This window comes from Streptomyces sp. NBC_00271 (genome assembly GCF_036178845.1).
Classification (GTDB): domain Bacteria; phylum Actinomycetota; class Actinomycetes; order Streptomycetales; family Streptomycetaceae; genus Streptomyces.
Map to the genome: position 1 here is coordinate 9,314,536 of NZ_CP108070.1, position 23,302 is coordinate 9,337,837.

The following is a 23,302-nucleotide window of genomic DNA, read 5'->3' on the forward strand; positions in this document are numbered from 1 at the left end:
CCGACCTTGCGATCGGATTTTCCCCGGGTGCGGGGGAGTTGCACATCGCGACGGGTCATCTGTCGCTGTGTTCGGCACAGTTGACGCCTGCCCGTGCGGCGGCCGATGTGTGCGCTCGGGCGGGGGCGGGGCGACCCGGGCCGAGTGGCGCAGGTATCTGCCCGACGTGCCCTACCGGCGGACGTGTTGAGGGAGGCCAGCGGTGCCGGCCTTGACTTCGAGGGCACTTCAAGTGATGTACTCCCGCTCGTTGTCGCACACATACGGGGGTATCCATGACCGACTCACCTGTCGCACTCATCACCGGTGGCGGAAGCGGCATCGGCGCTGCGGTCGCGCGGCGACTGCTCGACGCCGGCCACCGGGTCACGGTCACCGGCCGCGGTGCGGAGCGGCTGCGTGCCTTTGCCGAGGAACTCGGGAACCCCGAGGGCCTGTTGACGGTCGTCGGGAACGCGGCCGATTACGACCAGGTGCACGCCGCGGTCGAGCTGACGCTCAAGGAGTTCGGGCGACTCGACACCGTCGTCGCCAACGCGGGTTTCGCCACGCACGACACCGTCGCCGGCGGTGATCCGGCGGGCTGGTCCGAGATGGTGCTGACCAATGTGCTGGGTCCCGCGCTGCTGATCAGGGCCTCCATCGACGCCCTGAAGGAGACGCGGGGCCGGATCGTGCTGGTCGGGAGTGTGGCGGGCCACGTCCACGGCCCCGGCAACATCTACGGGGCCACCAAGTGGGCCGTGACCGGGCTCGCCGAGAACGCCCGCCGCGAGGTGACCGAGTTCGGTGTCGGCGTGACCCTGATCTCGCCGGGCCGGGTGGAGACCCCGTTCTGGGACAGCTACGGGAGTCTGCCACCCGGTCATCTGCTGACGGCGGACCAGCTCACCGAGTCGATCGTCTGGGCGATCGGACAGCCGTCGGGCGTCGATGTGAACACCGTGGTGGTACGTCCGATCGGCCAGCCCAACTGACGTCGGACCCGCGGGCGCCTCAGCTGTCGCGGAAACCTCAGTTGGTGCAGAGCCTCAATGGGTGCGGAAGCCTCAGTTGTTCTGCAGGAACTGCTTCGCCAACGAGTCCCCGAGCGACACCGCCGCACTGTGACTCTCGATCGGCGACACCTGGGAGTTCTTGAACAGGATGTAGGTCACTCCGGAGTCGGCCCCGCCCGTGGCAGGGTCGGGGTCGATGCCGAGGGCCTTCGCCGTGGCGTACGACGCCTCACCGATGATCTTCGTGGGCCCGGTGTCGCCGACCACCGCGTACTCGACCTTGTTGTTGTAGATCACGGCGACGACACCGCCGCCCTTGATGCCATAGCTCGTGTACTTCCAGATGCTGCTGGTGCTGGGCACGACCACATACGGCAGTGACTCGGCGCGCAGCGGCTTCCCGTCGGACTGGTGGAACGCCGTGTCGTCCTGGAACCAGGGGTCGGCGTCGCCGTTGCACTTGCCGGTGACCTGGCCGTCGCAGTCGATGTCCATGTCGGCCTTCCAGAACACCGCGCCGTTCTTGCCGCACACGGGGATGGTGGCCGAGGTCTCGTCGTCGGTCTTGTACTTGCCGTTCGAAATCTGCGAGCAGGACGTCACCTTGGCGAGCAGGTCGGCCGCGCTGACCGAACCCTCCTGGGCGGAACGGGGGGTGGCGGAGCCCGACGCGCTGGCCGGGAGTGCCGCGGTGGCGAGGAGCGCGGCACCGGCGACGGCCGCGAGGGTCAGTGTTCGAGAGCGCACTGTGGGGGACCCTTCTGTTAGGAAAGTTTCCTTACCGGGTTGCCGTACAAGGTGGCCTTCTTGCATGACCGCGTCAAGCCCTTCGGCGGAGTTGGTCCGGTCCAGGGGCTGAAACCGCAGTGGAAACGTGTGGATGCGCGTCGGCGCGCGCGGGGGAAGACGCCGCCGGCCCGGACACGCGGTGCGCGTCCGGGCCGGCGGCGGGGTCGGGGCAGGTCAGCCCATGGGGGCCGGGCTCAGCCCATGTCGAACGTCGCCGGGTCGGGACCCAGGCGACGGTCCTCGTTCAGCGCGCTGATCGCCGCGATGTCCTCGGTGTCGAGCGAGAAGTCGAAGACGTCGATGTTCTCCTTGATCCGGGACGGGGTCACGGACTTGGGGATCACGACGTTGCCCAGCTGGATGTGCCAGCGCAGCACGATCTGGGCCGGAGTGCGGTTGTGCTTCTGGGCGATGGCGACGATCGCCGGGACCTCCAGCAGGCCCTTGCCCGAGCCGAGCGGGGACCAGGCCTCGGTGGCGATGCCCTGCTGCGCGTGGTACTCGCGGACCGCGTGCTGCTGGAGGTGCGGGTGCAGCTCGATCTGGTTGACGGCCGGGATGACGGACGTCGCCTCGATCAGCTGCTCCAGGTACTCCGGGTAGAAGTTGGAGACACCGATGGCCTTGATCCGGCCGTTCGTGTAGAGCTTCTCGAAGGCCTTGTACGTGTCGATGTACTTGCCCCGGGTCGGCAGCGGCCAGTGGATCAGATACAGGTCGAGGTAGTCCAGGCCGAGCTTCTCCAGGGAGGTGTCGAACGCGCGGAGCGTCGAGTCGTACCCCTGGTCGCTGTTCCAGAGCTTGGTGGTGACGAAGAGTTCCTCACGGGGGATGCCGGAGGTGGCGATGGCCTTGCCCGTGCCCTCCTCGTTGCCGTAGATCGCCGCGGTGTCGATGCTGCGGTATCCGGACTCCAGCGCCGTGGCGACGGCCTGCTCCGCCTCGTCGTCCGGGACCTGCCAGACACCGAAGCCCAGCTGCGGCATCTCGACGCCGTTGTTCAGGATGATCGGGGGGACCTTGCTCACGAGCTCTCGATCCTTAAGTCGTCGGATGGTACTCCCATGGTCAACGATCACCGGCCGTTATGCATTCCTGACCGGTGGATTCGCTGTGGATTCCTGGTGAGGGTCGGAGATTGGCCGGAAATGGATCCGACCTTATCGGTCCGGACCATTGACCGAGTTCCGTCATCCGACCACTCTGTAGGGCGTCACCGAACGGGTTCATGAACCCGGTGCATGCATGTGAACACCAGCACCTGTCTGGGCCCTACACCCCCCACCCATTAGGAAAGCAGGTACGCGCACATGAACAAGAACGCCCTCGAAGGCTGCCGCGCGGAGCAGGTTGTTCGGGAAACATCGGAGGAAAGGGTCTGGAAGACCCCCGGGTATCTGGTCGTCGAGACCGCCCTGGAGGTCACCGCGTACGCCCTCGGCGACCGCCTGGGCCCGGTTGCCGAAGCGGCGACCGCCGGGCCACGCCTGGCGCGTACGGCCTAGCCCCACGGTTGTCGAACCATGACCGCGACACCGGTGTGCGACGACGGTGCCGCGGCCCCTTGGGGAACCGCCGAGTTCACCGAGCGGCTGCGTGCCGTCGCCGAGGACCGCTACCACGACCGTCATCCCTTCAACGTCCGTATGCACCAAGGCGAGTTGACCCCGGCCGAGCTGCGCCGCTGGATCATCAACCGCTTCCACTACCAACGCCACATCCCCGTCAAGGACGCCCTGATCCTGGCCAAGTTCGACGATCCCGCACTGCGGCGGGTGTGGGTCCGCAGGATCCAGGACCACGACGGCACCGCCGTCGGACAGGGCGGCATCGAACGCTGGCTGCGGCTGGGCGAGGCCGCCGGCCTCGAACGGCCGGCGCTGTGGGACACCGCCCGGGTGCTGCCCGGTGTCCGGCTCGCGGTCGAGGGCTACGTCAATTTCTGCCGCCTGCGCCCCGCGCTCGACGCGGTCGCCGCCTCCCTCACGGAGCTGTCCGCACCGGGGTTGATGCGCACGCGGATCGCCGCGTTCGAGCGGTACTACCCCTGGATCGAGGCGGAGGGGCTCGCGTATTTCCGTACCCGCATCGGGCAGGGCAGCCGTGACAGCGAGGAGGCGCTCGCCCTGGTCCAGGGCTGGGCCCGCACCCGTGAGCAGCAGGAACGGGCCGTGGCGGCGCTGACATTCAAGTGCGAGGTGCTGTGGGCGCTCCTGGACGCGGTGGACCGGGCGAGCGACTCCGTGCCGACGGGCCCGGCGGACGGGGTGTCGGGGGATGCCGCGCGGCTTGTGTCTGAGCATGTGCTGGGAGATGTCTCACCGCTCGTGTCTGAGCGCACGTCGGGAGATGCCTCGCCCCTCGTGTTTGAGTCGTCGTCTGGGGAGGTCTCGCCCGGAGTCGTCCCGCCGGGGCTGTCGGATTCGGTGGCGAGTTCGCGTGCGCGCGGGCCCGCGCAGCGGCGTCCCCGCGCCGCGCGGGACGTGGCCGGCGGCGACGCGGCTTTCGGGGCTTCGGGCGCGGCGGCGCAGGCAGGGACCGCGAGTGCGTCGATACCGACGAAGGTCCCGGCCCGCCACCCCGGTGCACCCGTGCAGACGGACACCCCGGTGGTGCCCGGCCCCGCAGGGGGCCCGCCATGACCTGGCTTCCCGTTCTCGCCCGCTCCGTGATGCTCCGTCATGATCGCGTACGCGACACGGACTTGCTGCTCATGCCCGAACGCGTCGTCGTCCTGCGCGGCCACGCCGGGAGTGTCGTTCGGCTCTGCGACGGCAGGCGCGAGGTGCCCGAGATCGTCGCCATGCTCGCCGAACGCTTCCCCGGCGCGCCGATCGCCGACGAAGTACCCGGATTCCTCTCGGCGTTGTACGAGGAGGGCTGGCTGCGATGACCGCGACCGTCGATCCCCCCTGGGCCCTGCTGGCCGAACTCACCCACGGCTGCCCGCTGCGCTGCGCGTATTGCTCCAACCCCGTCGAACTGATCAGTCGGTCAAGAGAGCTGACCGCCGAACAATGGACTGACGTCTTTCGTCAAGCCGCTGACCTGGGCGTTGTCCAGACCCACCTGTCCGGCGGCGAACCCCTCCTCAGGCGCGATCTCGCCCGGATCGTCGCCGCCGCCGACACCGCGGGCCTCTACACCCAGCTCGTCACCAGCGGTGTGGGCCTGCACGAGCGAAGGCTCGCGGAGCTGCTGGACGCGGGACTGCGCAGCGTCCAGCTCTCCGTGCAGCACACCGATCCCCAAGCCGCCGAACTCATCGCGGGAGCCCGCGCGTTCACCGCCAAGGAGCGCGCCGCACGGCTGGTGCGGGCGACAGGGCTGCCGCTCGGTCTGAACGTCGTGCTGCACCGGGCCAACATCGACGCCGTCGACGACCTGATCACGCTCGCTCTCGCCTGGGGCGCCGACCGGATCGAGCTCGCCCACACGCAGTACTACGGCTGGGCCGCCCGCAACCGCACCGCCCTGCTGCCGACCCGGGACCAGGTCGAACGGGCCCGCGTCACCGTGCGCCGCCGACGCGAACAACTCACCGGCTCATTGGAGTTGGTCTGGGTCGCCCCCGACCTTCTCGACGCCACCGCGAAACCCTGCATGGGCGGCTGGGGCGCCGTCTCCCTCACCGTCGCCCCGGACGGCACCGCGCTCCCGTGCCCCTCCGCCGCGACCCTCCCGACACTCGACGCGCCGAACGTGCGCGCACACCGGATCGACTGGATCTGGCGTGAGTCGAAGGCCTTCAACGCCTACCGGGGCGAGGCGTGGATGCCGGACCCCTGCCGCGGCTGCGCCCTGCGCACGACCGACTTCGGCGGCTGCCGCTGCCAGGCGTACGCGCTCACCGGCGACGCCTCCCGCACCGACCCGGCCTGCCGCCACGCACCCGACCACCACCTCGTCCGCGCGCTCGTCGACGAGGCCCCGCTCAGGAACTCCGCCTACGCCTACCGAGAGAGAGGAACATGAGACGACGACTGCGGGCAGCGCTGATGGCGGGCGTGCTCACTACCGCCGGCCTGACCACGGTGGCCGCCACCGCACCCCCAGCACCTTTACCCCAAGCGCCTGTGGGAAGGCCCGCCGCCGCCCAGGACTGGTCCGTCGCCCTGATCGACTCGACCATGGCCCGCTACACCCCGAGCACGATCGGCGGCTGGTCGTACCCGGTCGGGCTGTACCTCTACGGCCAGTACCTCACGTACCAGCGCACGCACGACGCCCGCTATCTCACCTACATCAAGAGCTATGTCGACCGCTTCGTGTCGAGCGACGGTTCGATCGGCCAGAGCTTCAACAGCCTCGACAGCATGCAGGCGGGCCGGCTGCTGACGATCCTGCATCACGAGACGGGCCAGGACCGCTACCGCAAGGCGGCCCTGAAGATCCGGAACCGTCTGAACACCTACCCGCGCACCTCCGACGGAGGCTTCTGGCACGCCGACACCAGCAGCCGGGCCCATCAGCTCTGGTCGGACGGCGTCTACATGGTGAACCCGTTCCTCGTCGAGTACGGCAAGGAGTTCGGGGACACGACCTACGCGAACGACGAGGCCGCCAAGCAGCTCTACGTCTACGGCAACCATCTCCAGGTGGCGAACGGCCTGTTGAAGCACGCCTACGACGAGTCGAGGACGGTGAGCTGGGCCGACCCGGCGACCGGTCTCGCCCCGGAGCACTGGTGCCGGGCGGTCGGCTGGTACGCGATGGCGATCGTCAACGTGCTCGACGCGATCCCGGTCAACCACCCCAGGCGACCCCAACTCGTGGGCATTTTCAGGAGGTTGGCCGCCGGGCTGGAGAAGTACCAGGATCCGGCCACCGGCCGCTGGTTCCAGGTGATCGACAAGGGCGCCCGCAGCGACAACTGGACCGAGACGTCCTGCTCCAGCATGTTCACCTACGCCCTCTCGCGCGGCGCCCAGCAGGGCTACCTCGACCCGCACTACGGGTCCGTTGCGCAACGCGGTTACCAGGGCGTCCTCTCCAGGATGTCGGTCGGCGCCGACGGCCGCACCAACGTCATCGACATCTCCATCGGCACCAATGTCGGCGACTACGCGTACTACATCGCCCGCGACCGGGCCACGAACGACTTCCACGGCCTCGGCGCCTTTCTGATCATGAACGAACAGCTCACAGCCCACCCACTCAGGACGAGGTGAGTCAGCCATGAGCACCACCAGAAGGACCCTGCTCGGCGCGGCGCTCGGCGGCGCCGCCGGAGCCGCGGTCGGCATCCCGGCGACGGCCACCGCCGCCCACGCCGCCTCCTGGCAGCTGAAGTGGTCCCCGTCGGCGAGCGGCGACAAGCTCGGCGCCTTCGAGACGATCGAGGACGACCGCGCCGACTCGCACCCCGCGGGGCAGCCGCACATCTTCGCCACCGGCGACAACTGGCGCTTCAACATGCACACCGTCGACCGCGACACCTCGACGGACCGCCAGCGCCAGGAAGTCACGGGCCTGCGCAACGGGAGCGGCAGTGACTACCTCAAGTGGACCGTGGGCCAGACCTGGCGGGTCACGTACTCGATGTACATCCCGAGCTCGCTGAAGGCGACCACCACCTTCACCCACATCATGCAGATGAAGCAGCCCGGCACCGGCACCTCGCCGATCGTGGTGCAGTCACTGCGCCGGGTGAACGGGGTGCAGACCATCGAGCTGAAGCTCGCGATCGACGACATCCTCATCGGCCGCACAGATCTGGAGCCGCTGCAGAACAAATGGATCGACGTCGACTTCCAGATCAAGGTCGGCAACGGCTCCGCGGGCACCCTCCGCTGGATCCTCAAGAACGGCTCCACCACCGTCATCGACGCGTCCAAGTCGGGCGTCGACACCTTCCTCGCCGACCGGGTGCGCCCCAAGTGGGGCATCTACCGGTCCCTCGGCGACACCTCCGGGTCCCTGCAGGACTGCTACCTGCTGCTGACCAACCTGCGCGGCTACCAACTGGTATGAGGAGCCGTTCCATGAAACCCCCCATGAGAAAGCGGAGTTGGGCGGCGAGCGTCTTCTTCGCCTTCGCCGTCGTACTCGGCCTGACCCACCCCGAGGCCCTCGCGGCCCCCCGAACCGCCACCCCACCCACGTCCACGTCCACCAAAACGCCCCACGCCGCCGTCTTCGACGTCCACGCCTACGGAGCCAAGGGCGACGGCTCCACCAACGACACCCCCGCCATCAACAAGGCCATCACCGCCGCCAACGCGGCGGGCGGCGGCACCGTCCGCTTCCCCGCCGGCCAGTACAAGTCCAAGAACACCATCCACATGAAGAGCGAGGTCACTCTTCAAGTGGACAAGGGCGCGACGATCCAAGGCTCCAGCGCGGACACCTACGACCCGCCCGAGGCCAACCCCAACGACGCCTACCAGGACTACGGGCACAGCCACTTCCACAACGCGATGATCTACGGCGACAAGCTGAAGAACATCGGCTTCGCCGGTGAGGGCGTCATCGACGGCCTCGGCAACCTCATCACCGGCAACCCCAAGTCCGGCGAGGCCGACAAGATCCTCTCGCTGACCCGCTGCGACGGCCTGCGCCTCGGCGACGGCCTCACCCTGCGGCGCGGCGGCCACTTCGCGGCCCTCATCAACGGCTGTACGAACGTCACCTCGGACCACCTGACCATCGACACGGCGAGCGACCGCGACGGCTGGAACATCATCAGCACGACCAACGTCACGGTCACGAATGCCGACATCAAGGCCAACGACGACGCCCTCGTCTTCAAGAGCGACTACGCGCTCGGCGCCAAGCTCCCCAACGGCCATGTGCGGGTGAGCGATTCGTATCTGTCGGCGGTGTGCTGCAACGCCCTGATGTTCGGGTCCGAGACCTGCGGAGACTTCTCCGACTACCAGTTCGCCAAGATCCGCATCGAGGGCTCGAACAAGTCCGGGCTCGGCATGGTCTCCATGGACGGCGCGAAGATCTCAGACGTCCACTACCGCGACATCACCATGACCGGCGTCCGCTCTCCCATCATGCAGAAGATCGGTACCCGAAAGCGCTGCGGCAACAGTCCCGGCGTCGGTTCGATCAGCAACGTCACGTACGACAACATCACGGCGACCGGGGTGAGTCCATCCTTCAGCCCGACACTGTGGGGCGAGAGCGGCCACCGGATCAACGGGGTCACCTTCACCAACGTCGACATCACCGTCCCCGGCGGCAACGGCACCATGTCCACCGCCGTGCCGAGCAATGACCCGGGCGACTACAACCCGAAGGCCATCGGCACGCGGCCCGCCTACGGCTGGTACGTCCACAACGCCGACAACGTCAGCTTCACGGACAGCTCGGTGAAATACGCGGCCGACGACGGACGCCCGGCCGTCATCGCGAACGCCGCGAACGGGATCAGGTTCACCCGGTTCACGGCCCAGCGGGGGAGTAACTCACCCCACGACATGGGCTTCCAGAACGTCACCGGCTACTGCCTGACGGACAGTCACAACACCTCGGGCGGCGCACTGCGGGTCTCCGCCGGCGGCTCCAGCGAGAACTGCGGTACGGCGGCCAAGAGCACGGCGACGACGACCACCGCCGTGCAGCGGCCGCACACAGGTGTGAAGCCGCTCGACCTCGAAAACCCCCGCCAGGCCTTCCTGCGCGGCTCCGTCGGCGGACTCTTCCTGCACTGGGGCGAACGCACCGCCCCCGCCCACACCAGCTGCACCGCCTGGGAGAACGACGTCACCAACGGCGGCTGGACGCCCGACTACTGGGTGAACGAGGCCCAGAAACTGCACACCCAGTACCTCGTCCTCGCCACCTTCCACAGCCGCCTCGGCTACGCCCGCCCCTGGCCCTCGAAGATCCCCGGCAGCTGCTCCACCAAGCGGGACTTCCTCGGCGAACTCATCACCGCCGCCAAGGCCAAGGGCCTCAAGGTCATCCTCTACATGACCGACGACCCCCAGTGGCACGACGAGGGCGGCCACGAGTGGCTCGACTCGGCCGCGTACTCCGCCTACAAGGGCACCGACGTCGACCTCACCACCCGCGACGGCTTCGGCCGCTTCAGCTACGACAACTTCTTCGAGGTCATGGACCGCTATCCGGACCTCGGCGGCTTCTGGATCGACAACGACAACGCGTACTGGGAGAGCCACGACCTCTACGCGCAGATCCAGCAGAAGCGCCCGAACTACACGCTCAGCAACAACAACGAAGACACGCCGATCATGGACATGATCAGCAATGAGCAGAAGACGGGCATGACCCCGTCCTACGACTACCCCCAAGCCGTCTACACGGCCGGGCCCCGCCTCACCGAAGCCGACTTCAAGCTGCCGTCGAGCGGGGCGTGGTGGTACGACGGCTCCAACCCGTCCGTCGACAAGATGCTCACCCTCGGCCGGTTGATCACCAACGCCGGCTCCTCCGTGAAGGCCCTGATGGCCGAGACCGCGCAGGTCAACGGCAAGTTCCCAACGAACCAGGAGGCCTTCAACAACTTCGCCAACTCCTATCTCGGCCCCATCTGGCAGTCACTGCACGGCACCGAGGGCGGCGGCTACCTGTACGGCGGCCTCAAGCCCGGCTTCTGGAACGACGGGGCCCACGGTGTCACCACGGTCAGCAAGACCGACCCCGACCTCCAGTACATCCACGTACTGACCCCGCCCAGCACCAGCACCCTGCGCATCCGCGACAACGGCTACCGCATCGCCTCCGTCACCAACCTCCGTACGGGCGCGGCTATTTCGTGGTCCCAGTCGGGTGGCGTGCTCACCCTGAGCGGCCTGGCGAACTGGGACCCGTACGACACCGTCTTCAAGGTCACCACGGCGGGCCGCCAGGGCATCGCGTCCGGCGTCACGATGTCCGCGAGCGCCTCGGCGAGCGGTCATGGCGCGGCTGCCGCGGGCGACGGCGACTACCTCACCTACTGGGACAGCAACAAGACGCTGCCCGTCAACCTCACCTTCGACCTCGGCAGCGCGAAGAAGGTCCAGTACATCGGCCTCAACCAGCGCGAGGACTCCGTCGCCTACGCGCGCTCCGACACCGAGCAGTCCGCACGTATCAAGGACTACAAGGTGTTCCTCAGCAACGACGGGTCCACCTGGGGCAGCGCGGTCAAGACCGGTCAGCTCGCAAGCAGGCGGGGTATCCAGGGGATCGACCTGACCGCCGCCAACGCCCGATACGTACGCCTCGAAGTCGACACCACCTGGGCCGCGTCCACCGACACCACCCGCTCCAAGCGGCTGCGGATCGACGAGGCCTGGATCGGCACGTCGTACGCCACCCCGGCGGCCACCGTCCACACGTACTCGGACAACGGCCAGGCCCTCCGACCCGCCATGGGCTGGAGCAGCTGGAGCTTCGTGCGCCGTTGGCCGACCGAGGCGAAGATCAAGGCGCAGGCCGACGCGCTCGTCGCGAGCGGGCTCAAGGACCACGGCTTCGTGTACATCAACCTCGACGACTTCTGGCAGAAGTGCGACGCGAACGGATTCGTCGTCGACTCCTACGGACGCTGGACCGTCGACACCACCAAATTCCCCGCCGGGATCAAGGCGCTGGCCGACTACATCCACTCCAAGGGGCTGAAGTTCGGCTTCTACGTGACGCCGGGCATCGCCAAGAACGCCGTCACCAGGAACACACCGATCGAGGGGACCTCGTACCACGCGGCCGACATCGCGGACACCTCGAAGACCGAGAAGAACTACAACTGCAAGAACATGTACTACATCGACTACGGGAAGCCGGGCGCCCAGGAGTTCGTGAACTCATGGGCGAAGCAGTTCGCCTCCTGGGGAGTCGACTACCTGAAGATCGACGGCGTGGGCAGTGCGGACATCCCCGACGTCCAGGCCTGGGACAAGGCGCTGCGGGCCACCGGCCGGCCCATCACCTTCGCCCTCTCCAACAACCTGCCGATCGCCCATGCCTCCACCTGGAAGTCACTGGCGAACAGCTGGCGCACGCAGGGCGACGTCGAGTGCTACTGCGGCTCGGGCGACAACGGCAGCGGCTATCCGCTGACCGACTGGTCGCATGTCTCCGCGCGCTTCACCTCGGCCGCCAACTGGCAGCAGTACGCCGGTCCTGGTGGCTGGAACGACCTGGACTCCCTGGAGATCGGCAACGGTGACCAGGCGGGCCTGACCGCGGACCAGCGCCGCTCGCACTTCACCCTGTGGGCGATGGCGGGCGCGCCCTTGCTGCTCGGCACGGACCTGACCGACCTCGACTCCGTCGACAAACCGATGCTGACCAACGACCGCCTCATCGGCGTCGACCAGGACGGCGTCGCCGCGAAGCGGATCGTGAGCAGCGGCGTCAAGCAGGTCTGGAGCAAGAAGGAGAGCGACGGCCAGTACGTGGTCGCCCTCTTCAACACCGGTACGTCCGGCAACTCCACGGTGAGTGTGAACTGGTCGCAGGTCGGCTTCACCGGCTCCGGCGATGTCACGGACCTGTGGTCGGGCTCCCACAAGGGCACGATCGCGGACTCGTACAGCGCGACCCTGCGCCCGGGGGAGACGCGCCTGATCCGGGTGAAGCCGGTGAGCACCACCCTGAAGACCGCCGCGGCCTCACCGGGCATGGCGGTGGCGCCCTACGAGTACCTCGGCTGGGGCAGCCCGCAGAACCCGACCTCGGTCATGTCGGCCACCGGGGTGAAGTGGTTCACGCTCGCGTTCGTTCTCTCCGACGGCTCCTGCAACCCGAAGTGGGACGGCTCGCGCCCGCTGACCGGCGGCAACGACCAGTCGAAGATCAACGCGATCCGCGCGGCGGGCGGTGACGTCGTCGTCTCCATCGGCGGCTGGAGCGGCGCCAAGCTCGGCGAGAAGTGCTCCAGCGCCTCGGCGCTCGCGGGCGCCTACCAGAAGGTCGTCAACGCCTATGGGCTCAAGGTCATCGACATCGACATCGAGAACACCGAGTGGAGCAACGCGACCGTCCGGCAACGCGTGATCGACGCGCTGAAGATCGTGAAGGCCAACAACTCCGGCCTCAAGACCATCATCACCTTCGGCACGGCGACCAGCGGCCCGGACTCCACCGGCGTCGACATGATCAAGCGCGGCGCCGCCTCAGGCCTCGCGAACGACATCTGGTGCATCATGCCGTTCGACTTCGGCGGCGGCACCACGAACATGGGCACGCTCACCACCCAGGCCATGGAGGGACTGAAGGCACGGGTCAAGTCGGCTTATGGATACAGCGACGCGACGGCGTACGCGCACATCGGCCTGTCGTCCATGAACGGCAAGACCGACGACTCCGGCGAACTGGTCCGCGTCGCCGACTTCAAGACCATGCTCGCCTACGCCCAGCAGCACCACATCGGGCGCCTCACCTACTGGTCCGTGAACCGCGACCGGGCCTGCGGCTCCGGCTCCGACGGTGACTCCTGCAGCGGCGTGTCGCAGCAGCCGTACGACTACCTCAAGGTCTTCGCCCAGTACACGGGCTGAGGGGACGAACCCATGAAACTGAACCGAGCGCTGCCCTGGTGCCTCTCGCTCGTCCTGGCCGTGCCGCTCGTCGCACTGGCCGGCACGGCGGCGCAGGCGGCCACCGACTACCAGGCCGAGGACGCCACGATCTCGCAGGGCGCCGTCGCCACCAACCACACCGGCTACACGGGCACCGGCTTCGTCGACTACACCAACATCACCGGCTCGTACGTGGAGTTCACGGTGAGCGCGGCCACGGCCGGCACCTCCTCGCTGGCCCTGCGCTACGCCAACGGCACGAGCGTCGACCGCCCGATGGACCTGTCCGTCAACGGCACGGTCGTCGCCTCCGGGGTCTCCTTCCCGGCCACCACCGACTGGAACACCTGGGCGACGAAGAGTGTGAACGTCCAGCTCAACGCGGGTTCCAACAAGATCCGCGCGACCGCCACCACGGCGAACGGCGGCCCCAACCTCGACCGCGTCAGCGTTGCTGCGGCGGCGGACACCCAGGCCCCGTCGCGACCCGGCCAGCCGAGCTGCTCGGCCATCGGCGAGGACGCCCTCACCCTCTCCTGGGGCGCCTCCACGGACAACGTCGGCGTGGCCGCGTACGACCTCTACGAGCACGGCAACAAGCTCGGCGAGGCGGCCGGCGACGCGACCTCCAAGGTGCTCACCGGCCTGAGTCCGAACACCACCTACAACCTCACCGTCATCGCCCGCGACGCCGCAGGCAACGCCTCCCAGGCCAGTCCGGTCGTCGACTGCACGACTCGGCCCAGCTCCGACACCACCCCGCCCGGCAAACCCGGCACCCTCACCTCCTCGAACGTCACGGCCACCAGCGCCGACCTGAGCTGGGGCGCCTCGACCGACGACAAGGCGGTCGTCGGCTACGACGTGCGCAGCGACACGACGGTCTACAAGAGCGTCACCGGTACGTCGACCACGCTCACCGGGCTCGCCTGCAACAGCCCGTACACGCTGAACGTGGTGGCGCGCGACGCGGCCGGCAACGTGTCGCCGCAGAGCAACACGGTCACCTTCACAACCAAGGCCTGTGCCACCGACGGCGGGGTCCCCTCGTCCATCGGGACCGTCTCCAGCGGCTGGACGATCCCGTGGGGCACGTTCTGGATGCCCGACGGGCAGACGGCGCTGGTCACCGAGCGGGACGACTTCTGGGTCTGGAAGGTCACCAAGGACGGCACGAGGACCCAGGTCGGAACCGTGCCGAACGCCGTGACCACGAACGGTGAGGGCGGACTGCTGGGCGTGGCCGTCGACCCGAAGTGGGCGACCAACCACTACGTGTACTTCATGCACACGGCCTCCGAGGGCAACCGCGTCGTCCGCATGACCTACGACGGCAGCTCCCTCACCGGCTACACGATCCTCCTCCAGGGCATCAAGAAGAACCGCTACCACAACGGCGGACGCCTCGCCTTCGGCCCCGACGGCTATCTGTACGTCTCCACCGGCGAGGCCCAGACACCCGAACTGGCCCAGGACAAGACGTCGTTGAACGGCAAGATCCTGCGGATGACGACGGACGGCAAGGCCGCCCCCGGCAACCCGTTCGGCAACTACGTCTACAGCTACGGGCACCGCAACCCGCAGGGCCTCGCCTTCGACCGCAACGGCCGCCTGTGGGAGGCGGAGTTCGGCAACAGCTCCAAGGACGAACTCAACCTCATCAAACCGGGTGCCAACTACGGCTGGCCGACCTGCGAAGGCAGTTGCAGCGTCTCCGGGATGACCAACCCGAAGGCGACCTGGAACGTCTCCGAGGCGTCACCGAGCGGCATCGCGATCGTCCGCAACGTCGTCTACATGGCGTCCCTGCGCGGAGAACGGCTGTGGCGCATCCCCATCACCGGCGACACGGAGAACGTCGGCACGCCGACGGCGTACTACGTCGGCACCTACGGCCGCCTGCGCACGGTCACCAAGGTGCCCGGCGCCGACCAGCTCTGGCTCTCCACCACCAACTGCGACAACAACGGAGGAGCGGCGGACGGCTCGGACAAGATCTTCAAGGTGAGCATCAACTAGCCGGACCGAGGCGTTGTACCGGGCTCATGCCCGGTACAACGCCTCCACCTCCGTCGCATACGCGTTCTCGATCGCCTTCCGCTTCAACTTCAGCGAAGGCGTCAGCAAGCCGTGCTCCTCGGTGAACTGGTTCGCCAGTATCCGGAACGTACGGATCGACTCGGCCTGCGAGACCAGGGTGTTCGCGGCGACCACCGCCCGCCGCACCTCGGTCTCCAGGTCCGGGTCGCGCACCAGGTCGGACGGGGACAGCCGCGTCTTGCCCCGCATCTGGAGCCAGTGATCGACGGCCTCGGAGTCGAGGGTGACGAGCGCCGCGATGTACGGCCGGTCGTTGCCGACCACGATGCACTGGGCGACCAGCGGATGGTCGCGGACACGCTCCTCCAGGACGCCCGGCGAGACGCTCTTGCCGCCGGAGGTCACCAGGATCTCCTTCTTGCGCCCGGTGATGGTGAGAAAGCCATCCTCATCGAGGGTGCCGAGGTCGCCGGTAGCGAGCCAGCCGTCGTGCAGTGCGGCGTCGGTGGCCTTGGGGTCGTTCAGATAGCCCTGGAAGATGTTGTCGCCGTGCAGCCAGATCTCGCCGTCGTCCGCGATGTGCACGGTCGTGCCCGGAATGGCCTGGCCGACCGTCCCGTACCGGGTTCGCTCGGGCGGGGTGACGACCGCGGCGGCGGTGGTCTCGGTGAGCCCGTATCCCTCGTAGATCTGGATGCCTGCGCCGGCGAAGAACAGCCCGAGCCGACGGTCCATCGCGGAGCCGCCCGAGACCGCGTGTCTGACCCGGCCACCCATGGCGGCGCGCATCTTGGTGTAGACGACCTTGTCGAAGAACTGGTGCTGCATCCGCAGGCTCGCCGACGGCCCGGCGCCGATCCCCCACGCCTTCGCCTCGATCGCGTCCGCGTAGCGGACCGCGACCTCCACGGCCTTCTCGAAGGCTCCGGACTTCCCGTCCTTCTCGGCCTTGCGGCGGGCCGCGTTGAAGACCTTCTCGAAGATGTACGGCACCGCCAGGATGAACGTCGGCTGGAACGCGGCCAGGTCGGGCAGCAGCACGGCGGCATGCATCTGCGGCTGATGGCCCAGCTTGACCTTCCCGAGGACTCCCGCGACCTGGACCATCCGCCCGAAGACATGCGCGAGCGGCAGGAACAGCAGTGTGGATGCCCCGTTGTCGCGCTTGGAGGTGAAGATCGGTTCCATGAGCCCGATGACCGTGCTCGCCTCGGCCATGAAGTTGGCGTGCGAGATGACGCAGCCCTTGGGGCGGCCCGTGGTGCCCGAGGTGTAGATGATCGTCGCGATCGACTCGGGGGTGACGGCGCGCCGGTGTCGGTGCACCACCTCGTCGTCGATGCCCGTGCCCGCCTCGTAGAGCTCCTGCACCGCGCCCGAGTCCAGTTGCCAGAGCTTGTGCAGCTGGGGCAGCCGGTCGATCACCGTGGCGATGGTCATCGCGTGGTCCTCGTGCTCGACCACCGCGGCCGACACCTGGGCGTCGTGCAGCATCCAGAAGACCTGCTCGGCCGAGGACGTCGAGTACATGGGGACGACGTGGGCGCCGATCGTCCACAACGCGTAGTCGAAGAGTGTCCATTCGTAGCGGGTACGGGACATGATCGCGACCCGGTCGCCGAATCGGATTCCCTGGGCGAGCAGTCCCTTGGCAAGTGCGAGGACCTCGTCACGGAACTCGGCGGCCGTCACATCGCGCCACTGTTCGTTCTCGTCCTTGCGGCCGAACGCGGCCCGCAACGGGTCCTCCTGGGCATGGTCGAAGACGACGTCGGCCAGGCCGCCCACCGGCGGCGCCGACGCCAACGGAGGGTTGGTGAACTCGCGCAATCCCGCTCCTAGTGGCGCTCCGCACAGCGCCGTGAAAGCTACCCCACCACGCCGTCGGGCGGGAGGGGGGCCGGAGCGGGGGTGTGTGCGGCATATGCACAGGTCAGCCGAGAAAATGCCCGCACATGGGGAAGGGCCGGACAGAATCCCGTACGGTTCCGTAGGTTTCGGTCCCGTAATCTCCACGGAATCTGTACGACCCTCCTACGGGGCACGGGACGCCGAATACCGGACACGGAATTTCCGATTCCGCGCTGTGCGGCTACCGCCGGAGCCGGTCCCGGTGGCTCCGGGACCGGCTCCGCCGGTGTCATGACCGGGCCCTCACCGGTGTCATGCGCGGGACGCCGTCGCCCGCTTCGCCGGTGCCTCGGCCGTGTCCGTCACAGCGCGCGGCGTCCGCACCAACACCAGTACCAGCGCACCGGCGACCATCCCCGTCACGCCCGCCGCCACCGACGCCGAGTCGAGCCCCGAGGCGAACGCGGCCCGCAGGGCGTGTTCGGAGAGAGGGCCGCGCAGGGCCCCGGCGCCGCCGCCGGCCAGGGTGTGGGCCGCGTCGTGCGAGAGCGTGTCCTGCATGCGGGAGGTCAGCACCGTGCCGAAGACGGCGACCCCGAGCGCGTACCCCAGCTGGCGGACCGTGTTCACCGCGCCGCCCGCCATGCCCGCCCGCTCCGGCGGTACGGCGGCGAGCGCGGCGCCCGCGATGGCGGGGGACACGAAGCCCGTGCCGATCCCGACCAGGACGAGGCCCGGCACCAGCACCGTCCAGCTCGTACCCGCGTCCAGCACGGCCTGGCAGAACGCGCCCGAGCCGACCAGGAGCAGCCCGCCGCCTATCGTCAGCCGCGCAGGCACCCCGTGCAGCAGCTTCCCCGCGAGGATCGCGACCACCATCGTCGCGCCGGTCAGCGGGAGCAGGGTGAGCCCGCCGCGCACCGGGCTCATGCCCAGCACCGTCTGCATCCAGATGGACAGGTACGGGATCACACCGAACGCCACCCCGTTGAAGGCGAGCGCGCCCGCCATCACGCCCACGAACGCCGGCTTGCGCAGCAGCGACAGGTCCAGGAGCGGGTGGGCGACCCGCCGCTCGACGAGGACGAACGCGACCAGCGCCAGCGCCGCCGTCCCGAACGAGCCCGTCACCACCCCCGACGTCCAGCCGTCCGCCCCGGCCCGCACCACCCCGTACGTCGTCGCCCCCGCGAAGCAGGCGAAGGCGACCGTGCCCGCCCAGTCGATGCGCATCCCCCGCGGTCCGCGCGACTCCGGCACCACCCGCAGCGTCAGCCACACCGACGCCACGCTCACCGGCAGGTTCACGAAGAAGATCCACCGCCAGCCCGGCCCCTCGGTGAGCAGTCCGCCGAGCACCGGCCCGACCGCCGCCGCGCCGCCGCTGACCGCGCCCCACACCCCGAGCGCCGTCGACCGCTGCCGCCCCTGGTAGACCGAGCCGAGCAGCGGCAGGGTCGTCGCGAACATCGCCGCCGCGCCCACCCCCTGCAGCCCACGCGCGGCCACCAGCATCCCGGGCCCGGACGCGAGCCCGCACAGCAGCGAGGCCACCGCGAACAGCACCACGCCCGCCACGTGCACCCGGCGCCGTCCCAGAATGTCGGCGGCAGCCCCCACTCCCAGCAGCAGCGCGGCGAGCGCGAGCGCGTACCCGTCGATCACCCACTGCAGATCACTCAGCGACGCGTGCAGCGCCCGTGCCATGTCCGGCAGCGCGACGACCGCGATCGTCACGTCCAGCAACAACATGAACGTCCCCAGGCACACCGCCGTGAGCGGCCCCCATGTACGCATGTCCTCAACTCCTCCAGAACCCCGTGCCGCGGATGCGTATGGCTCCGTACGATGAGCTCCCGAGGGGTGATCGCGGTGGCCTCGGGCGCCGGATCGCCGGAATCCGACAAGGACGGCCCCCATGGAGCTGGAATCCCACACCTTCGACAAGCTCGATCTGCAACTGCTGGCCGCGCTGGAACTGGACGCCCGCGCGCCCTTCAGCCGGATCGCGGCGGTGCTGGGCGTCTCCGACCAGACGATCGCGCGCCGCTTCCGCAGACTCTCCGCCGAGGGCGGGCTGCGGGTCGTCGCGGTGCGCGACGCCGAGCGGCTCGGCCAGAGCCAGTGGATGCTACGGCTGCGCTGCGCGCCCGACAGCGCGGAGACGATCGCGGAGGCGCTGGCCAAGCGGCCGGACACCGCGTGGATCGGACTGGCCTCGGGCGGCACCGAGGTGGTCTGCATGACCCGGCCGCGCAGCCCCGGCGACCACGACGACCTGCTGCTCGGCAAGTTGCCGCGCACCCCGAGCATCATGGAGATCCGCGCCCACCAGATCCTGAACCGCTTCTTCGGCGGGCCGACGGGCTGGATCAGCAGGTTCGACGCGCTGACGGACGAACAGATCGACGCGCTGCGGCCGCGGCTCTCCGACCCCTCGGGGCCCGCCCGGATCGACCCCGAGGACGAGCCGCTGGCCGCCGCGCTCGAACGCGACGGACGCGCCACCTATCCGGAACTCCAGCGCGCCACCGGCCGCTCCGAGTCCGTCGTCAAGCGCCGCCTCGCCGCGCTGCTCGCCTCCGGCGCCGTGTACGTCGACGTCGAGTACCACTCCGAGACCCTCGGCTACGCCTGCGCCGCCGTCCTGTGGATCACCGCGGCCCCGGCGGCCCTGCACTCCGTCGGAGAGGCCCTCGCCACCCACGACGAGATCGCCTTCGCCGCGGCGACGGCCGGCCCCTCCAACATCGTCGTCACCGCCGTCGCCCGTGATACAGCGGGCCTCTACGCCTACCTGAGCGGCCGCCTCGGCACCCTCGAAGGGGTCCAGCACGTCGAGACGACCCCGTTCCTGCGCCGCATCAAGCAACTCACGTACGCGAGACCGACCCGCTAGGCCCGCCGCCCCCGAGCAGCCGGTCCCCGCCTCCCAGGATCGCGGACGCGAGGGCGTCCGCCGCGCCCTGTGCGGACGTACGCCGCTGCCCGTGCACCAGGACGAAGTCGACCTCGCCCAGTTCCGGGAGGCCCGCGCGGTCGGGTACGCGGACGAGGCCCGGGGGGATCAGTCCGCGCGAGTGGGCCATCACGCCGAGGCCCGCGCGGGCCGCCGCGACGAGGGCGTTCAGACTGCCGCTGGTGCAGGCGATGCGCCACGCGCGGCCCTGGCGCTCCAGGGCTTCGAAGGCGAGGGCGCGAGTGATGCCCGGGGGCGGGTAGACGATCAGGGGGACCGGGCGGTCGGGGTCGAGCCGCAGGCGTTCCGCGCCGATCCACACCAGGCGGTCGTGCCAGACCAGCTCGCCGCGCGGGTCCTCGGGCCGCCGCTTCGCCAGCACCAGGTCCAGCCTGCCCGCCGTGAGCTGTTCGTGCAGCGTGCCGGACAGCTCGACCGTCAGCTCCAGGTCCACCTCCGGATGGTCGTACCGGAAGCCCTCCAGGATCTCCGGAAGCCGGGTCAGTACGAAGTCCTCGGAGGCGCCGAAGCGCAGCCGGCCGCGCAGACGGGTGCCCGTGAAGAAGGCGGTCGCCTGCTCGTGCACCGCCAGGATGCGGCGCGCGAAGCCGAGCATCGCCTCGCCGTCCTCGGTGAGCTCCACGGAGTGCGTGTCCCGCGAGAACAGCTGCCGTCCCACCGCGTCCTCCAGGCGGCGTACGTGCTGGCTGACGGTCGACTGGCGCAGCCCGAGCCGCCGGGCGGCCTGCGTGAAGCTGAGGGTCTGGGCCACCGCCAGAAAGGTACGCAGCTGGGAGGGGTCGTACACACCTCCACGTTATCGCGAATCGCGATGACAGTCAGAACGGTATGACGGATTCCCGATCGCGGGCCGGAAGAGGACGATGGAGAGGGCACGACCCGCCCCGGGACCACCCTTGTCCCCGGGCCACCCCGTACGACGTCTGAGCAGTGGAGCACCGTGAAACGCCTGCAGTGGCCGAGTTGGATGCCGATCGACCCCTACATCCTGCTGTTGCTCGGGACAGTGGGACTCGCGGCCCTGCTCCCGGCACGGGGTACGGGCGCCGACGTCGCGTCGGGCGCGTCCACGGCCGCCATCGCCTTCCTCTTCTTCCTCTACGGGGCCCGGCTCTCCACCCGCGAGGCGGTCGAGGGCCTCAAGCACTGGCGGCTCCACGTCACCGTCCTGGCCTGCACCTTCGTCGTCTTCCCGCTGCTCGGCCTGGCCGCCCGCGGCCTCGAACCGTTGCTCCTGACCCACAACCTCTACACCGGTCTGCTCTTCCTCACGCTCGTCCCCTCGACCATCCAGTCGTCGATCGCCTTCACCTCCATGGCCCGCGGCAACGTGCCCGCCGCGATCTGCGCCGGCTCCTTCTCCTCCCTCGCGGGCATCGTCGTCACCCCCCTGCTCGCCGCGGCACTGCTGGGCAGCAGCGGTGGCGGATTCTCCGCGGACTCGCTGGTCAAGATCGTGCTCCAACTGCTGGTGCCGTTCCTCGCCGGGCAGGTGCTGCGCCGCTGGATCGGGGGGTTCATCACGCGCCACAAGAAGGTCCTCGGGTACGTCGACCGCGGCTCGATCCTGCTCGTCGTCTACACCGCGTTCAGCGAGGGCATGGTGCAGGGCATATGGCACCAGGTGAGCGCGGTGCGACTGGCGGGACTGCTCGCGGTCGAGGCCGTGCTGCTCGCGGTGATGCTGACGCTCACCTGGTACGGCGGGAAGGCGCTGGGCTTCCAGCGTGAGGACCGCATCGCGATCCAGTTCGCCGGGTCGAAGAAGTCCCTCGCCTCGGGGCTTCCCATGGCCAGCGTCCTGTTCGGCGCGCACGCCTCGCTCGCCGTGCTGCCGCTGATGCTCTTCCACCAGATGCAGCTGATGGTGTGCGCGGTGATCGCCAAGCGCCGCGCCCACGACCCCGAGGCGGCTACGACCCCGGTGCCCCCAGTCGCAGCGTCACGAATCGCGGTCGGTACAGCGCCACGTTCCGACTGAGGTTCGCCTGCGCCGAGACACCGCCCGTCGTGTCCAGCCAGTTCACGTCATAGCTCAGGACGAGCCGGTCGCCGTCGCTCAGCGCCGCGTGCGCCTGCGGGTTGTACGCGGCCACCTGCCCCTGCGGCAGGGACGGACTGAAGCTCCGGGTGGGCCCGTGCCAGGGGCCGGTCGGCGCGCACGCCCAGTACGAGGTGATCGTCGTCAACCCCGCGGTGCCCGCCGCCATCGTGAACAGGACGTACGTCCCGCCGTCCCGCACCACCGTGAACGCGCTGCCGACCCCCGTGCGCCGCCCGTCCCCGAGCACCGGCCCCGGCCGTGCCCGCACAGCCCATCCGCCGCCGTCCCAGTACTCCCAGGCCGCCGGCTGCCCGAGCCGGCCGCGCGGCACCCGCGCCACGTACGCCTGCGAGGCCGGGCGCGAGGCGGCCTGGCCGTCGTCGCCGCCGAAGACGTACGTCCACGCGCCCGCGTCGACCGCCGTGGTGCCGAACAGCACCCGCCGGGAGGGATCCGTCACGGAACTCTGGTCCAGGACCGTCGTGACGCCTTCCAGCCGCAGGTCGGGCAGTGAGAGCGTGGCGACCTCGGTGGACGTGGGCACGCCGTAGATCCAGGGAGCCTGGCCGACGGTACGGGTCCACAGCAGGACGCGGACGACCTGCTCGGCGGAGCCGGGGGAGCGGGGCTCGACACGGGCCGCGACCGGCCACCGCCACCGCCCAGGCCCGGGGTCGGGGAACACCGGCGTGGACAGCGTCGTCTCCAGCCGCCCGTCCTTCGACATCACCACGGCCGAGTTCCGCACCAGGGGCGCACTCGTGTCGCGCCACGCGTACGACTCGCCGACCGGGTTCGGCGGCCCGTGCACCTGGCCCAGATACGTGTCCGAGAACAGCCACAGCACCCGCCCGTCCGGCAGCCGCACCGAGTGCGTGCCGTCGCCACCGGTCCAGTCGTCGACACGGCTCGCGTCGTCGCCGTAGCGCGCGAACTCGCCCGTGAGCCGCGCGTCCGCGCTCCAGGACCGCAGCGTACGGGCCGTGCACGCGCCGCCGCCCTCCCGGTCGTGGTCGGGGAGGGCGGTGAGCAGCACGGCCGCGCAGACCAGGGCGAGCAGGACACCGAGGCCGGCCCCGGTCCGCCGTCGTCGTGCTCGTGCGTCGTCGGGCACGGA

The 23,302-nt window shown here is 69.3% G+C and carries 15 protein-coding genes and 2 pseudogenes; 11 read left to right on the forward strand and 6 right to left on the reverse strand.

Going from position 1 to position 23,302, the window contains the following annotated elements; all coding sequences use genetic code 11:
* Positions 1–275: 275 nt before the first annotated feature.
* Positions 276–977, forward strand: coding sequence for an SDR family oxidoreductase (locus OG798_RS42255; RefSeq protein ID WP_328758725.1), 702 nt, complete (start codon positions 276–278; stop codon positions 975–977).
* A 72-nt stretch (positions 978–1,049) separates the two neighbouring features.
* Here OG798_RS42255 and OG798_RS42260 read toward each other — a convergent pair whose 3' ends face one another.
* Complete coding sequence (locus OG798_RS42260; RefSeq protein ID WP_097224099.1) at positions 1,050–1,745, reverse strand: glycoside hydrolase family 75 protein; 696 nt, start codon at positions 1,743–1,745, stop codon at positions 1,050–1,052.
* 236 nt (positions 1,746–1,981) lie between these two features.
* Entirely contained in the window at positions 1,982–2,773 is a 792-nt protein-coding gene (locus OG798_RS42265) for an aldo/keto reductase (RefSeq protein WP_267063964.1), read from the reverse strand.
* A gap of 393 nt (positions 2,774–3,166) precedes the next feature.
* On the opposite strand from OG798_RS42265, the pseudogene pqqA reads away from it, so the two are divergent.
* The 8 genes and pseudogenes from pqqA to OG798_RS42305 form a co-directional block, all read left to right on the forward strand.
* A pseudogene (pqqA, locus tag OG798_RS56710) lies at positions 3,167–3,235 on the forward strand (pyrroloquinoline quinone precursor peptide PqqA); the annotation flags it as partial.
* A 75-nt stretch (positions 3,236–3,310) separates the two neighbouring features.
* Positions 3,311–4,024: pseudogene (gene pqqC / locus OG798_RS42275) on the forward strand (pyrroloquinoline-quinone synthase PqqC); the annotation flags it as partial.
* Between the two features lie 401 nt (positions 4,025–4,425).
* Positions 4,426–4,680 carry a pyrroloquinoline quinone biosynthesis peptide chaperone PqqD gene (gene pqqD / locus OG798_RS42280; protein WP_121414463.1) on the forward strand — a complete coding sequence of 85 codons (255 nt, stop codon included), beginning with the start codon at positions 4,426–4,428 and terminating at the stop codon, positions 4,678–4,680.
* A complete protein-coding gene (gene pqqE, locus OG798_RS42285) occupies positions 4,677–5,762 on the forward strand; it encodes a pyrroloquinoline quinone biosynthesis protein PqqE (protein ID WP_328758726.1) in 1,086 nt (361 codons plus the stop codon). Before pqqD ends, pqqE begins: the two co-directional genes overlap by 4 nt.
* A gap of 23 nt (positions 5,763–5,785) precedes the next feature.
* Positions 5,786–6,958 (forward strand): glycoside hydrolase family 88/105 protein, encoded by a 1,173-nt coding sequence (locus OG798_RS42290; RefSeq protein WP_443054223.1) that lies wholly within the window; start codon positions 5,786–5,788, stop codon positions 6,956–6,958.
* Positions 6,959–6,965: 7 nt separating this feature from the next.
* Positions 6,966–7,760, forward strand: coding sequence for a heparin lyase I family protein (locus OG798_RS42295; RefSeq protein WP_095851635.1), 795 nt, complete (start codon positions 6,966–6,968; stop codon positions 7,758–7,760).
* Positions 7,761–7,783: 23 nt separating this feature from the next.
* Positions 7,784–13,249 carry a glycosyl hydrolase family 28 protein gene (locus OG798_RS42300; protein WP_328758727.1) on the forward strand — a complete coding sequence of 1,822 codons (5,466 nt, stop codon included), beginning with the start codon at positions 7,784–7,786 and terminating at the stop codon, positions 13,247–13,249.
* A 12-nt stretch (positions 13,250–13,261) separates the two neighbouring features.
* A complete protein-coding gene (locus OG798_RS42305; RefSeq protein WP_328758728.1) occupies positions 13,262–15,289 on the forward strand; it encodes a PQQ-dependent sugar dehydrogenase in 2,028 nt (675 codons plus the stop codon).
* A 24-nt stretch (positions 15,290–15,313) separates the two neighbouring features.
* On the opposite strand, the gene OG798_RS42310 is transcribed toward OG798_RS42305, so the two are convergent.
* A complete protein-coding gene (locus tag OG798_RS42310; RefSeq protein WP_328758729.1) occupies positions 15,314–17,140 on the reverse strand; it encodes an AMP-dependent synthetase/ligase in 1,827 nt (608 codons plus the stop codon).
* Between the two features lie 333 nt (positions 17,141–17,473).
* Positions 17,474–18,958, reverse strand: a complete 1,485-nt coding sequence (locus OG798_RS42315) for an MFS transporter (RefSeq protein ID WP_095851631.1) — start codon at positions 18,956–18,958, stop codon at positions 17,474–17,476.
* A 121-nt stretch (positions 18,959–19,079) separates the two neighbouring features.
* Here OG798_RS42315 and OG798_RS42320 point away from each other — a divergent pair, with 121 nt between their 5' ends.
* Entirely contained in the window at positions 19,080–20,060 is a 981-nt protein-coding gene (locus OG798_RS42320; RefSeq protein WP_267063436.1) for an Lrp/AsnC family transcriptional regulator, read from the forward strand.
* Here OG798_RS42320 and OG798_RS42325 read toward each other — a convergent pair.
* Complete coding sequence (locus OG798_RS42325; protein WP_095851629.1) at positions 20,035–20,928, reverse strand: LysR substrate-binding domain-containing protein; 894 nt, start codon at positions 20,926–20,928, stop codon at positions 20,035–20,037. The two genes, OG798_RS42320 and OG798_RS42325, sit on opposite strands and share 26 nt — an antisense overlap.
* 180 nt (positions 20,929–21,108) lie before the next feature.
* On the opposite strand from OG798_RS42325, the gene OG798_RS42330 reads away from it, so the two are divergent.
* The gene (locus OG798_RS42330) at positions 21,109–22,122 is read left to right on the forward strand and encodes a bile acid:sodium symporter family protein (RefSeq protein ID WP_328760148.1); all 1,014 of its coding nucleotides are present in this window, start codon (positions 21,109–21,111) and stop codon (positions 22,120–22,122) included.
* On the opposite strand, the gene OG798_RS42335 is transcribed toward OG798_RS42330, so the two are convergent.
* Positions 22,055–23,299: a DUF4185 domain-containing protein gene (locus OG798_RS42335; RefSeq protein ID WP_097224096.1), complete on the reverse strand. Its 1,245-nt coding sequence runs from the start codon at positions 23,297–23,299 to the stop codon at positions 22,055–22,057. The genes OG798_RS42330 and OG798_RS42335 overlap by 68 nt on opposite strands.
* Positions 23,300–23,302: the final 3 nt, after the last annotated feature.